Here is a 13,019-nt window from a genome sequence, read left to right as displayed (position 1 = left end):
CTATGTCGACCGTACCGTCTGCAGCGCGTGCTGAGAAGGCCCAGGTGCATAGCCATGCCGATAAAAGAAGCATGAAAATTCTGATTTTCATAAATACTTACCCGGTAAGAGCAAAGAAGATGAGGTTCCCGATCTGCACAAACCGGGAACCGGAAAACCTACACGCTGTCAGCCAATGGTGAAGAGCTGATCAGAGGCCTGAACAGTATCGCCGGCTGAGATATGAATAGCCAGGATCTTGCCGGCGCACGGAGATTTCACCTCGGATTCCATTTTCATCGCTTCCATGACGACAAGAGGCTGATCCACGGTGACGACGCTGCCGACATCAACCAGGATCTTGACGATATTTCCTGGGGTCGGGGCGTCCACTTCCGTCCCTTCAACGACGGGAGCTGCCGGGGCGTTGGCCGGAGCAGCAGGTGCAGCTTTAATGCCGCCCGCATCGGAAACGGTTACCTCGTAGGGGCGGTTATTGACGGTGATGGTATAGTTGCGTGGTCCGATCGAGGCGGCAGCAGCTGGAACAGCAGCTTTCTTGGCGGCAGCTTTTTTATCGACCGGCGGCGCATCGGTGATTTTTCGTACATTGGTGACTGCCTTGCCGAGAAGGAAATCAAGCCCTTTCTGTTCACAGCTGGCGATGATGAAGATGTTTTCATCGTTTACCGGCAGGTTGTTTTCTTCGAGTATTTTTGTGGCCTTGGGAATACCCGGCTCAAGAATGTCGAGAGGGTCGGCGGTGAAGACCGGTTTGCCCAGTTGCTCGGAGGCGATCTTGATAATTTCCGGATCGGCCGGCACCGGCGTACGACCGAAATACCCAAGGACCATATTGCCGTAGCTTGGGTTGATCTTTTTCCATTTCCCCTGGGTCACGTTGAGATAGGCCTGCTGGAAATAGAACTGGGAGACGGGGGTAACGGAGGTACCGAAACCACCGCGGGCAACCACCTCAGACATCTCTTTGATAACGGCGGGATAGAGATGCAGAGTGCCGGTATCGCGCATCATCATAGTGTTGGCGGTGAGCGCTCCTCCCGGCATTGGCGACAGGGTCACTTTGGGTGAAACCATTTTAGCTTCCGGCGGGAAGAAGTAGTCTTTCATGGCTTCTTCAAAGGCATCGGAGGCGGTGATAATTTTTTCGTAATCGAGATCAAGGGTATAATCCGTTCCCTTCATCGCATGCATCATGGACAGAATATCCGGCTGGCAGGTACCGCCGCTGACCGGAGATTTTGCCAGGTCGATGCCGGTGGCGCCGCCTTCGACGGCCGCCATGTTCTGGGAGATGCCAAGGCCCGCGGTATCGTGGGTATGGAACCAGAGAATGGTGTCTTCGGAGACAATTTTACGCGCTGCTTTCAGGGTTTCATAAACCTTTCTGGGATTGGACGTTCCCGAGGCATCTTTGAAACAGATGGAATGGAAAGGAATGTTCGCATCGAGGATCTGCTTGAGCCGGTCCATGTAGAACTCGGGGGTGTGTGCACCGGTACAGCCGGGGGGCAGCTCCATCATGGAGACCACGATCTGGTGATTCAGGCCATGGTGGGCGATACGCTCCCCGGAATATTCGAGGTTGCGGACATCGTTGAGCGCGTCGAAGTTTCGAATAGTAGTCATGCCGTGTTTTTTGAACATTTTGGCATGCAGGTCAATGATATCACGCGGACATTGACTTAGCGCCACTACATTGATACCACGTGCCAGGGTCTGCAAAGCCACATTTGGGCCAACTTCCGTTCTGAAGCGGTCCATCATGTCGAAGGCAGATTCGCCGCAGTAGAAGAACAGGCTCTGAAAACGGGCGCCACCGCCAGCTTCTATATTAGTGATACCCGCATCGACCGAAGCCTTGACCGCGGGCATAAAATCATCAGTAAATACCCTCGCACCAAAGACAGACTGGAAACCGTCTCTAAAAGACGTGTCCATGAATTGAATAACCTTTTTACTCACCGTTCTTCTCCTCGCTTAGGATTTTTAAGTGTGAATACGAATACGTTGGATTGCTGAATATGCCCTGGAACCGCAAAATAAGCCCTGCAGGCTCAACCCGCTATGCCTTGGCGAACCGTTCACTCTCGTATGCGGCAACCGCGGCGGTAATAACCGCTATATCTTCGTCAGCACTCTGGGAGCTGTCTTCTTTTGTTTTCTTTCTCTTGAGAAGCTGCAGGGCTCTCTCCGCCGCAATTGCTTCAACTTCGCGTGCCGCAGAACCTCTGGTCAAATAGGATACGAGGGTGATGAAGAGAATCATCAGGCAGAGAAAGAGCATGACGGTGGTCATGCCAACGACCATAAGCTTAACACCTTCAAATAACATTGCGTTCGTGCCTCTGTATTGTGGAATGATTAAGTTATGCAGCATAAAAATAAAGGATCCCAAACTACACTATGAGAGGGATCGAATCAAAACACTAACGTAAATAGAAAAAGCAAATGTTTCTGATTAAACGTCGTTATTTGCTTGTGATTGTCTATAGTCGGGTGAGCATACGGGAGAATAAACAAGCATATGAACAGTGAGAGAATAATACGACATTGTACCACACAGAACGTGTGCGGTACAATTATTTCAGGCAGGGATCATACTTCGTAAACGGCATACTCAGTTTGTTGTCCAAGCAGTACATCAATCTCACTCTGGATAGCCTTGCGTTCCGCATTGTTCAGCCAGGCATTCCAGTCATCCAGCGATCTCCACGTGCTTATGACCATACATTCATCTTTGCTGTCGACCCGCTTTAAGGTTTCTCCATAGATATATCCGGACTGGTTTAAGGTTAAGCTGCGCAGCTTTTTCAGCAAAACTGTGAGTGCAAGGACATTTTCCGGTGAAACTTTTCGTCTGATGAAAATTTTAACTGTCATACGCATCTCCTTTTCGTTCAATTTGCTCCGGAGCATCAGCCATGAAACATAACACAAAGAAAATACATCTTCTTTGTGTTATGCATATAATAATTATAATGTGCATAAATAAAATTGTAAAGGAGCTCCGTTATTTATCCTGGAGAAGTTCACTCATCTCAAGAAGGTGGATAAATTCGGCCCGATATCCCTGTTCGTCAGTCCCCCGGCTGTTTTGGGCCATTGTCAGTAATTTTGGGTAGTTCAGCCCGCTTATCTGGTCGGAATGACGCAGGAGCATGCCAAAACCCGCGACAGTCGCTGCAAAGCGAAAATCAGCACTTGTCGCTCCAAAGGCGGTGTCGTTGTCGCTGACAGCTGTGGCAAGCAGGAGAGATTTGTCGGAATGTGCAGGCTTGTAGCGTACTTTGACGGTGAGTATTTCGTTGGAATTATCGACCGGCCGTGACAGCTGCTGGTATTTCAGAGGATCAACGTCTGGGACTCCGGGTGATCCGATGGGCAGCAGTTCGTAGAGGGCGGTCACCGTATGCCCTGCGCCGATTTCACCGGCATCTTTGTTATCATTATTAAAATCCTCGTCGGCCAGTGCCCTGTTTTCGTAGCCGATCAATCGATAGCCGGCGACTCGTGCCGGATTGAACTCAATCTGCAGTTTGACGTCACGGGCAAGGGTAAATAAAGTGCCGGTTCTCTCTTTGATGAGTACTTTTTTGGCCTCGAGCAGGGAGTCGATATAGCTGTAATTGCCGTTGCCCCTGTCGGCGAGGATTTCCATGGTGTCATCGTGGTAATTGCCCATGCCAAAGCCGAGTACGGTCAGAAAAACGCCTGCTTGCCGTTCTTTGCTCACGATACGTTCCAGTTCGTCGCGACTGGTTACGCCAACATTGAAATCGCCGTCTGAGGCAAGAATTATCCGGTTATTGCCATTTTTGATAAAGCACTGCCGGGCGAGGCGGTATGCGGTCTGGATACCGCTCGAGGCATGCGTTGATCCTCCGGAGGAAAGCGAGGTGATGGCCTTGCGGATCGTTTCTTTCTGATCACCTGCGGTTGGTGGCAGGATGACCCGGTCAGTTCCTGCATAGACGACGATTGAGACTCTGTCCTGGCCGGTGAGTTCTCCCGTCAGCAGCAGCATCGATTGTTGCAGGAGCGGTAATTTATTGGCCTGGTTCATCGACCCTGACACATCGATCAGAAAAACCAGGTTGGAAGCAGGGATATTGCCCGGATCAAGATCTTTGGCTTTGATGCCGATGCGGACCAGCTTATTTGCCGGCTGCCATGGACAGGGGCCAAGCTCTGTGGTAATGCCGATGGGACCTGTTTCCGGTTGCGGGTACGCATAAGAAAAATAATTAATCATCTCTTCAATGCGCACGGCCCCGACCGGGGGAAGAGCACCGCCGGTCAGCCACCGGCGGATATTGGCGTAGGATGCCGTATCCACATCGATGGAAAATGTGGACAACGGGTCATTTGCGGTGGCGATAAACGAGTTTTCGGTGACGGCATTGTACGATTCCCGCTGGAATTGCAAGGCGTGCGGGGCTATCGATTCGGCAACAATCGTGTTGCCATAGACGGGCATTGCCGTCGGACGCGTTCCCGGTAACGCTTTGGCCTTTTGTGGGGCCAAAGCGCTTTCTTGGGCCTGTCTGGAAAAAATTGCGTCTTGAGATACTGTCAGTGGTGCCGGTAAGAACACCCTTTCTTCAGGATGCGTTCTTTCTTCGGCTATTACTTTTGAGGCTGCAGCCTGGTTGTGCTCTTTGGTATCGGTTATCGGTGAACCGGTACAGCCATGCAGCAGGATGAGGGAACTGAGGAAAAGCGCCGGGTAGTGTCGTCTGGTTGCAATGTTCATGATTTCTCCTGTTTGCTTTTTTGTTTGATGGGGCAAGGTACGTCTGCAGGAGATATGACGGACACGATAAAGAAATGTGTCGGCTTTCCCTGTAATAATCGAAATTTTTATGGAGAAAGAGAAAAAATAATCCTAAGTTGCAGGCAGTATGCAGCTCTCCTTAAATTTGACTAATTACGAGATCATTCTTGACCGACTGGAAAAAAAAAGCCCTTGCCTCCTGGCAGACAATCAACCGTATGGCCATGCGGCGGTTTGGCGAGGGGAGCCTCGCCGAAGAGGCCGCTCTTGCCGTAATTGACGGTTTGCGAGCCGATGACTGGCAAAGACTGCGGCGGTATGATGGAAAAGCCGCGTTTGCCACATTTGTCAGGAGTCTCACGGCACGATTACTGGAGGATTTTGCCAGGAAACGGTTTGGCCGGGTGCGGCCGCCGCTCTGGGTGAAAACTTTCGGGGGGATTTGGGAAAAACTCTTTACCGCGCTTTGCCTCGAACGTCTGTCTGTGGCCGAAGCTGTGGAAGTTGTCCTGCAGCGTCAGGCAAGTGCCGGGAAAAACGAAATAGAGAGTGCGGCATATCAGTTGCTGGCAAGAATTCCCGATTGCGGTATTCACCGGGGGCTGGAGGTTGCCTATGAAGAAGAAAACGGTTCCGATATGCTTTACGAAAACCCGGGTACGGATTGCAAAACTGAAGAACGGCAGAAAAAAGAGTTGATTGAAGCCATTTTTGAGCTTGTCCTTGGCGCTGAGGACGGTGTGGTTTCCGACGCTCTGGTAAAAAAAATCAACCAGGTGGAGATCCGTCTTTCCCCGGAAGAAAAATTACTGTTAAAACTCTGCTACCAGGATGGACTTGGGGTGGCGCAGGCGGGTGAGTTGCTTGGACTGACACGATTTCAGGCCCATGGAAAAAAGCGCCGTCTTATGGCGCGGCTCAAAGTGGAGTTCGAAAGAACCGGGCTGGCTGATGAGCTTCGTTTGCTGATCGGCTGACAGCTGTCAGAGAATATATGACAAAATCCTGGTGGAAGTCCGTCAAAGTGAATAGGTATATAAAAGTGAAACCGGAACCACTGGCACAATACTCAGGACATGATTATCAAGCCAAACTTTAAAAACGACAGAAAGGCTGAAAAAGCGGCCGCTCTGTTAGCGTTGGGTGCAGCTAAAGCGGAGCAGCACGGCCACTGTCTCAACTCCGGGGAGATGGCTGCCCTGGTTGACGGTAAATGTACCAGAGAGCAGCTGGCAGGATACATGCAGCATTTGAGTGGTTGTGAGAAATGTTATGGAGAATGGCTTGCGTTAAAGACCATGGATAAAGCGGCTTTTGCCAGTTTGGCCAGGGACCGCAGCCAGTCGATGAGCCGCATAAAAAAATACAGCTTTATCGGTTCGGCCCTTGCTGTCGCTGCCAGTGTGGCGATTTTTGTACATCTCAGCCATCTGCCGCCGGTGGGTAAAGACACAATTTCACCGGAAGTTGTACCGATGGAATCGCAGGATAGCGTGGTCGTCGGGCAATTGAACCGGCAGGAGGAGATGAGCAAGACCGCCAAGCCGAAGTCCATGGCGCCTGTCGAGAAAGAAGCCCCGCAAAAAAGTAAGAAAATGTCTGCACCGGTACCGCAATCAGCCGCCCTGACGCCACAAAAAATGGGGCAGGCACGTCTTTCCGATGCAGGCATGGCACCCGGAGATGTTGACGTCTGGTTCGAAGAACTACAGAAAAACTGTCTTTCCGGCAGTCAGGATGCCCATTTCTGGGCAGGCATGTCCCGCCAGGGGCATAGGATCCTGGAACATCAGGCTGGCTCCTTACCGCACGATACAGCCCAACAAGTATCGGCTGTGCTCGTGCTGCTCGATGAAATGGGGACCAAAACGGTAACCGAGCAATGCCGCCAGCTCCTCGCTCTGCTTGCAGAACAAAAAAAGAGCAGGTAAAAGAAATTATCGCTAACACTCTTGCAGTTGGACCAGAATGACTTTACAGGGAGATTTATGAACAATACAGCAATACCACTCAAAGAGCGGATCATCGTCGCATTGGACGTTGAGACTCCGGAACAGGCCAAAGAGATAGTCAAGAAATGTGAATCCCGTATCTCGTTTTTTAAAGTAGGGCTCCAGCTCTTTATGGGCAGCTGGTTTGAAACCGTCGACTGGCTTGTTGATCGAGGCCATAAGGTGATGCTGGACCTGAAATTTTTTGATATCCCTGAGACCGTCAAACTGGCGGTGGAACAGGTCAACAGCCGCGGTGTAAGCTTTGCCACCATTCATGGCAACGATCCGATTATCCGGGCGGCAGTTGCTGCCAGAGGTGATATGCAACTCCTGGCGGTGACGGTTCTCACCAGTTTTGGCGAAGAGGATATGCGGGCGATGGGCATGACCCAATCTGTGGCCGATCTTGTCTATTTCCGCGCGAAAAGAGCCTTGGAGCTTGGCTGTGACGGGGTTGTTTCTTCCGGACTTGAAGCCGGGAAACTGCGGCGTGAACTCGGCGAAAAACTGCTCATCGTTACCCCGGGTATTCGTCCGGGCGCCAACGTGCAGGATGACCGCGATGATCAGAAGCGGATAGTGACCGCCGGTATGGCTATTAAAAGTGGCGCCAGCCATGTGGTCGTCGGCCGGCCGATTACCAGGGCGGTCGATCCGATGCAGGTTATCGAGCAGATGCAGCAGGATATTATCGCGTCCTCGCGGTAACCGTTGATGGCGTTATACAAAGGCCAATATCCTTTGTGGTACCCCAAGGCAGCACTTCCTTGGGGTGTTTCTTGCTTATGACCTGATCGCTTTTTTTATTTTTTCCGATTTTACCGGGTGGTAATGGACAAAAACCCGTCGCATTGAATCAATCTCATTTATCAGCAGTTGTTCAACCCGGGTGGCAATCCGGTCACCTTCGGCCACTGAGAGGTCCGGGGAAATGCCGATGGTGATGTTCACGACCATATAGAGCCCGAATCTATGGCCTTGAATTTCCTCGATATCGAGAACTTCCTCTATTCTCGCAAGCTGCTTGCGAATTTCTTCCGTGAGCTTTTTCCCCGGCAGGGTATTCATCAGATCAGCGGCTGATTCGCGGATAATATCGATCCCGGTGATGCAGATGATGATAGAGACAATTCCGCCGGCCAGAGGATCGACCCAGAGAAATCCCAAACGGCTGAAGATGATCCCGATGGTCGCCGCCAGAGCTGAAAAAATATCGTTGCGGTGGTCGGCAGCAAGGGCCATTAATACGTTATTGTTCGTATTTTTACCAACCCGAAGCGTCCACAGTGACAGCCAGATCTTGAGCAACACGGTAAAAAGAGCGATCCATAGCGCCAGTTCCGATGCTTCGGTAAACCCGCTCGCCCCGTTTAACAGTTCGTATACGTTGTTGATGGATGCCCAGAAAATGGAAATGGCCGTGGTAATAACAAAGGCCCCGACAACAACTGCGGCGATCGATTCCAGCCGGTCGTGGCCGTAGGGATGTTCATCGTCCGCGGGTTTGCCGGAAAGTCGCATGAAAATATTGACGACTATGCCATATGCCACATCCGAAGTCGAGTTAATGCCATCGGCGAGAAGTGCAGGGCTGTGACCGATAATGCCAATACTGGTCTTCAACAGGGCGAGCAGGGTGTTGGCCGCCAGGCCGACGTTTATTGCCAGGATACTTTTTTGCTGGCGCTGATCCGGCATCATATTCTCTTCACTAGTCATCGTGGTCATCCGAGCCGCTTTCCAGAAGCCAATGTTCTTTCAGGTAGGTAATGCCGGTGTGGTTGGTCAGGTCGAGTTGTATGGGCGTAATTGAGACATTACCGGCGGCAAACGTGTAAACGTCGGTGTCCTCACCCGGGTCGGCGAGCGCGGTGCCTCCCCCTATCCAGTAGTACTTGCTCCCACGTGGATCGAGGGTCTCGTGGATGGAATTTTCCCAGAGCCGTCTTCCCTGGCGGGTAACTCTGATTTTCCGGTAGACCTCGCCGCTCGGAATATTAATATTGAGCAGCGTGTTTTCGGGCAGGGAATTTCGGAGAATTTTTTCGGCCATGCAGACAGCAATCTGCATGGCCGCCCGATAGTCATACGGCGGTTTGCCGCCGACGGAAAGTGCCATGGACGGGACGCCGTACATGGTCCCCTCAATGGCGGCGGAAACGGTACCGGAGTAGGAAATATCATCGCCGAGATTGGTGCCGGCGTTAATTCCGGAAACGAGCAGATCGGGCGGCTGCCGGAGGATCTTTTTCAGCCCGAGAGCGACGCAGTCGGTGGGCGTTCCATTCACCGTGTAGAAATTATCGGCCAGCTTCTGTATCTTGAGAGGACGATTCATGGTGAGAGAGTGGGAGACGGCTGAATTATCGCGGTCCGGGGCAATGACGATCGTCTGGCCCAGTCCCTCCATCGCCTGCTGCAGCGCGGCAATGCCCGGACTGTGAACGCCGTCATCGTTGGTTATCAGTATTGTTTTCATTGCGGTGTATTATTTGCGGTTGTTTCCCGTGCGACAATGTCCCAGAAAGACTGTACCAAGGGATTCCGTTTATTTTTGGCAAAGGTGCAGGCAGCGACAGTGAACGGTTCGAGCTGCGGTGCTGTCTCCAGGATCTCCACTTCGCTGGCCAGGCTGCTCTGATCCAGAACCAGACGGGGAACGATACCGACCCCGCAACCCATGCTGACCATGGCGATAATTGCCTCATTGCCGGAAACCTGCGAATATATATAGGGGCGAATTCCCTTGTCTGCAAACCATTTCTCCGCTCTGGTTCTGCTGAGACCATCGGCGGGCAGAATGACCGGGGTCTTTGCCCAGTTTATCGAACCCTGGCAATAAATGATAGTTTCCGGAAAGAGCCTGCCGAAAACAAAGAGCAGCGGGGTCTCGAGGAGTTCTATGAATTCAAGGTCTTCCGGAAGATTGTCGGGGAGGGCGGCAATGGAGATATCCACTTCGCGGGATTGTAGTTTGTTGAGAGCTTTTGCCGCATCGCCGGTCTGAACATGGATCATGACTTCCGGGTGGGCTTTTCTGAATTTTCTGAAAATGTGCGGCAGGATTGAAAAACTCGCCGTAACAGAGCAGTAAAGAGACAGTTCGCCGCGGAGCACGGTATCGCTGTGTAAATGACTTCGCAGGAGATGGTAGTTGCTGATAGCCTCTTCACAATATTCCTTAAACAATATTCCGGCAGGAGTGAGGTGAACCGATCGGTTGTTGCGAAAAAAGAGCGGTTCCCCCAGATCGTTTTCCAGCCGCTGGATAGTCCGGGTCAATCCCGAGGGGGTGATGTTGCACTCCAGGCTGGTGCGGCCGAAATGGAGGCTTGAGGCCAGATGGCGGAACAGCTCTAATTCGCGGATGTTCAAGGTAGAGACCCTCTGGTGAAGTTCCTGGTGAATGTTGCATATTGAGCAATACAGTATCACGAATAAATCACTTGACGCAATAAAAGATTATCAATATATCAGGTGGGAAACGATTGCCTTGTGGCGACGATAAAAAACAATACAGATACAAGGAGATAAAAATGGCTTCGAACTATTTTAACACCCTGCCTTTGCGTCGGCAGATTGAAGAACTGTCCAAGTGCCGCTTCATGGATGCTGCCGAATTCAGCGGTGTTGACTACCTCAAGGGAAAAAAGCTCGTCATCGTCGGTTGCGGTGCGCAGGGGTTGAACCAGGGACTCAATCTTCGCGACAGCGGCCTGGATGTGTCCTATGCCCTGCGGCCGGTGGCAATTACAGAAAAGCGTCAATCCTGGAAAAATGCCACGGAGAATGATTTCACCGTCGGCACCTATGAGGAACTGATCCCGCTCGCCGATCTGGTCATCAATCTGACCCCCGACAAGCAGCATACCAATGTGGTCTCGACGGTTATGCCGCTGATGAAAAAAGGCGCCTGCCTTTCCTACTCCCACGGCTTTAATATTGTCGAAGAGGGGATGCAGGTTCGCAAGGATCTGACCGTCATCATGGTCGCGCCAAAGGCACCGGGAACGGAAGTCCGCCAGGAATACAAGCGGGGCTTTGGCGTACCGACGCTTATCGCCGTACATGGTGAAAATGATCCGAACGGCGAAGGCTGGGACATTGCCAAGGCGTACTGCTGCGGTACCGGCGGCGACAAGGCCGGGGTTCTGGAGTCCTCGTTTGTCGCTGAGGTCAAGTCGGATCTCATGGGCGAGCAGACCATCCTTTGCGGCATGCTGCAGACCGGGTCCCTGCTCTGTTTTGACAAGATGGTCGAAGAAGGCATCGATCCGGGATATGCCTCCAAGCTGGTCCAGTACGGCTGGGAAGTCATCACCGAATCTCTCAAGCTGGGCGGCATCACCGCCATGATGGACCGGCTGTCCAACCCGGCCAAGATTAAAGCATATCTTCTTGCCGAAGAGCTGCGGACCATTCTGCAGCCCCTTTTTGAAAAGCATATGGATGATATCGCCTCAGGCCATTTTTCCAAGACCATGATGGAAGACTGGGCCAATGATGATGCCAATCTCCTTAAATGGCGCAAGGAAACCGGGGAAACCGCATTTGAGCGGACCGTCTCCGCCGATGTGGAGATCAGTGAGCAGGAATACTACGATAAGGGCATCCTGATGGTGGCGATGATCAAAGCCGGCGTGGAACTGGCCTTTGACACTATGGTCGACTGCGGCATCAGAGAAGAGTCCGCTTACTACGAGTCTCTGCACGAAACACCCCTTATCGCCAATACTGTTGCGAGAAAGAAACTGTATGAGATGAACGTGGTCATTTCCGATACCGCTGAATACGGCAACTATCTTTTTGCCCACGCCGCCGTACCTCTGCTGCAGGATTTCATGAAGACCATCGGTACCGATGCGATTGGCAAGGGGCTTGACCTCAAAGACAACGGGGTTGATAACCTTGATCTTATCCAGATCAATGAAGCTATCCGCTATACGTCCATCGAAGCAGTGGGGGAAGAGCTGCGTTCGCATATGAGTGCGATGAAGCCGATCATGTAATCTTTTTAATTATTTTATTCTGTTAATAGAAAAACCCCAGGTCCTTGAAATCATAACCATATTTCAGGGGCCTGGGTTTTTTTGTGCGCACCGGTTTCATGCAGATAACTTATGATCCATAAACATTGTGGGATAAATGTGAGGCCAGGCGGATAGTCTTTAAGGAAATGAAAACGACATCTTTTGTTGCGCAGCAAATTGATAGGCAAAATGTTTTCAAGGTGGGTAGTTAACAGAAAACGCAAACGGCTGAGACGCCGGCAATATCAATTAAGACTATTCAAAAGGAGATCACATGAAACGTATTCATCTGCTATTTGTCGCCATTATTACCTGCACCTTCGCCCTGGCTTTCCTGTCAGGAAACACCTATGCAGTATCAGCAGCCAACGAGGCAGCAGCTCCGGTGAGCAACACTGCCAAGTCTAAAACAGCAACAGGCGCGAAGCAGCAAATCGCCCACGATGTGAATATAAATACCGCTGACAAGAAGTTGCTGACCCAGCTGCCGGGCATCGGCCCGGTGACAGCCGACGCGATTCTCAAGTATCGCGACACCAACGGGGAGTTTAAAAGTATTGATGAACTGACCAAAATAAAGGGGATCGGCAACAAGACACTGGCTAAACTGAAGCCGTACCTGGTTAAAATTTAACACCGGAAAAAGAAAACCCGACAGCTTCCCTGCAAGACAATGTTTGCAAGGAAGCTGTTGGCCAACTTATTTATCTTCCCTGGGAAAATTACTGCTGTCCCATTCATTCCATCCGCCCTTCAAGGCATAAACGTTCTGGTATCCAACGGCAATGAGTTTTTGTGCCAGCCTGGCACTGGTGTATTCGTTCGGTCAGGCACAATAGAGAACAATAGTAGTATCTTTCGGTAATTTCATGGCAAAAGAGAGATCCCCGTTATCAACCCGCATTGCATCTTTAATCTTCTGTTGACTGGCATTCCAATCCCTGTCCTGGCGAACATCCAGGATAACCAGTTTATTGGAGCCCAATAGAGATTTTAAAGCTTCTTTTTCCATTTTCGGTACCGAATCGGCAAAGAGCGGTGTTGCCGCTAAAAAAAATAGAACAGCAAGAAATGAAAATATCCTTTTCATAAGATTTCTCCTGGTGAGTATGGGTGCCTTTACAGATTCTTCTCCTGTAAAAAACAAGAGCATTATTTCAAAGTTACTAGCCCGAAATAGAATCAGTAAAAGTGATACAGTAAGTCAGAAGAAAATGA

Annotated in this window: 13 protein-coding genes; 5 read left to right on the top strand and 8 right to left on the bottom strand. The window is 51.0% G+C overall.

Going from position 1 to position 13,019, the window contains the following annotated elements; genetic code table 11:
- Positions 1-168: 168 nt before the first annotated feature.
- From FCL47_RS10655 to FCL47_RS10640, 4 genes are all read right to left on the bottom strand, one after another.
- The gene (locus tag FCL47_RS10655; protein WP_136813648.1) at positions 169-1,941 is read right to left on the bottom strand and encodes a biotin/lipoyl-containing protein; all 1,773 of its coding nucleotides are present in this window, start codon (positions 1,939-1,941) and stop codon (positions 169-171) included.
- A 124-nt stretch (positions 1,942-2,065) separates the two neighbouring features.
- On the bottom strand, positions 2,066-2,335 hold the full coding sequence (locus FCL47_RS10650; RefSeq protein WP_167496460.1) for an OadG family protein: 270 nt from the start codon (positions 2,333-2,335) through the stop codon (positions 2,066-2,068).
- A gap of 263 nt (positions 2,336-2,598) precedes the next feature.
- Positions 2,599-2,883 (bottom strand): antibiotic biosynthesis monooxygenase, encoded by a 285-nt coding sequence (locus FCL47_RS10645; RefSeq protein WP_136813483.1) that lies wholly within the window; start codon positions 2,881-2,883, stop codon positions 2,599-2,601.
- A 130-nt stretch (positions 2,884-3,013) separates the two neighbouring features.
- The gene (locus FCL47_RS10640; RefSeq protein ID WP_240744206.1) at positions 3,014-4,756 is read right to left on the bottom strand and encodes a VWA domain-containing protein; all 1,743 of its coding nucleotides are present in this window, start codon (positions 4,754-4,756) and stop codon (positions 3,014-3,016) included.
- Between the two features lie 188 nt (positions 4,757-4,944).
- Here FCL47_RS10640 and FCL47_RS10635 point away from each other — a divergent pair, with 188 nt between their 5' ends.
- From FCL47_RS10635 to pyrF, 3 genes are all read left to right on the top strand, one after another.
- Positions 4,945-5,754: a sigma-70 family RNA polymerase sigma factor gene (locus FCL47_RS10635; RefSeq protein WP_136813482.1), complete on the top strand. Its 810-nt coding sequence runs from the start codon at positions 4,945-4,947 to the stop codon at positions 5,752-5,754.
- A 99-nt stretch (positions 5,755-5,853) separates the two neighbouring features.
- Positions 5,854-6,708, top strand: coding sequence for a hypothetical protein (locus FCL47_RS10630; RefSeq protein WP_136813481.1), 855 nt, complete (start codon positions 5,854-5,856; stop codon positions 6,706-6,708).
- Between the two features lie 57 nt (positions 6,709-6,765).
- Complete coding sequence (gene pyrF, locus FCL47_RS10625) at positions 6,766-7,479, top strand: orotidine-5'-phosphate decarboxylase (protein WP_136813480.1); 714 nt, start codon at positions 6,766-6,768, stop codon at positions 7,477-7,479.
- A 75-nt stretch (positions 7,480-7,554) separates the two neighbouring features.
- On the opposite strand, the gene FCL47_RS10620 is transcribed toward pyrF, so the two are convergent.
- From FCL47_RS10620 to ilvY, 3 genes are read right to left on the bottom strand one after another with little or no spacing between them, the layout of a single operon-like run.
- On the bottom strand, positions 7,555-8,490 hold the full coding sequence (locus FCL47_RS10620) for a cation diffusion facilitator family transporter (RefSeq protein ID WP_167496459.1): 936 nt from the start codon (positions 8,488-8,490) through the stop codon (positions 7,555-7,557).
- Positions 8,483-9,250 (bottom strand): 5'/3'-nucleotidase SurE, encoded by a 768-nt coding sequence (surE, locus tag FCL47_RS10615; protein ID WP_136813478.1) that lies wholly within the window; start codon positions 9,248-9,250, stop codon positions 8,483-8,485. Before surE ends, FCL47_RS10620 begins: the two co-directional genes overlap by 8 nt.
- Entirely contained in the window at positions 9,247-10,146 is a 900-nt protein-coding gene (ilvY, locus tag FCL47_RS10610) for an HTH-type transcriptional activator IlvY (RefSeq protein WP_136813477.1), read from the bottom strand. Before ilvY ends, surE begins: the two co-directional genes overlap by 4 nt.
- A 161-nt stretch (positions 10,147-10,307) precedes the next feature.
- On the opposite strand from ilvY, the gene ilvC reads away from it, so the two are divergent.
- Positions 10,308-11,780 (top strand): ketol-acid reductoisomerase, encoded by a 1,473-nt coding sequence (gene ilvC, locus FCL47_RS10605; protein WP_136813476.1) that lies wholly within the window; start codon positions 10,308-10,310, stop codon positions 11,778-11,780.
- 295 nt (positions 11,781-12,075) lie between these two features.
- Entirely contained in the window at positions 12,076-12,435 is a 360-nt protein-coding gene (locus FCL47_RS10600; RefSeq protein ID WP_136813475.1) for a helix-hairpin-helix domain-containing protein, read from the top strand.
- Positions 12,436-12,501: 66 nt separating this feature from the next.
- Here the strand turns inward: FCL47_RS10600 and FCL47_RS24765 are convergent, their stop codons facing one another.
- A complete protein-coding gene (locus FCL47_RS24765) occupies positions 12,502-12,891 on the bottom strand; it encodes a rhodanese-related (seleno)protein (RefSeq protein WP_263577230.1) in 390 nt (129 codons plus the stop codon).
- Between the last annotated feature and the right edge of the window lie 128 nt (positions 12,892-13,019).

It is taken from the genome of Desulfopila sp. IMCC35006, from assembly GCF_005116645.1.
GTDB lineage: Bacteria > Desulfobacterota > Desulfobulbia > Desulfobulbales > Desulfocapsaceae > Desulforhopalus_A.
Note: the sequence above shows the minus strand (reverse complement) of the source record. Positions and strands in the feature narration are given on the sequence as shown.

Coding starts and splice junctions, on each gene's coding strand:
- FCL47_RS10640 (WP_240744206.1), bottom strand. CDS start 4,756: ATGAACATTGCAACCAGACGACACTACCCGGCGCTTTTCCTCAGTTCC.
- FCL47_RS10655 (WP_136813648.1), bottom strand. CDS start 1,941: ATGGACACGTCTTTTAGAGACGGTTTCCAGTCTGTCTTTGGTGCGAGG.
- pyrF (WP_136813480.1), top strand. CDS start 6,766: ATGAACAATACAGCAATACCACTCAAAGAGCGGATCATCGTCGCATTG.
- FCL47_RS10600 (WP_136813475.1), top strand. CDS start 12,076: ATGAAACGTATTCATCTGCTATTTGTCGCCATTATTACCTGCACCTTC.
- surE (WP_136813478.1), bottom strand. CDS start 9,250: ATGAAAACAATACTGATAACCAACGATGACGGCGTTCACAGTCCGGGC.
- FCL47_RS10620 (WP_167496459.1), bottom strand. CDS start 8,490: ATGACTAGTGAAGAGAATATGATGCCGGATCAGCGCCAGCAAAAAAGT.
- ilvC (WP_136813476.1), top strand. CDS start 10,308: ATGGCTTCGAACTATTTTAACACCCTGCCTTTGCGTCGGCAGATTGAA.
- FCL47_RS10630 (WP_136813481.1), top strand. CDS start 5,854: ATGATTATCAAGCCAAACTTTAAAAACGACAGAAAGGCTGAAAAAGCG.
- FCL47_RS10645 (WP_136813483.1), bottom strand. CDS start 2,883: ATGACAGTTAAAATTTTCATCAGACGAAAAGTTTCACCGGAAAATGTC.
- FCL47_RS10650 (WP_167496460.1), bottom strand. CDS start 2,335: ATGTTATTTGAAGGTGTTAAGCTTATGGTCGTTGGCATGACCACCGTC.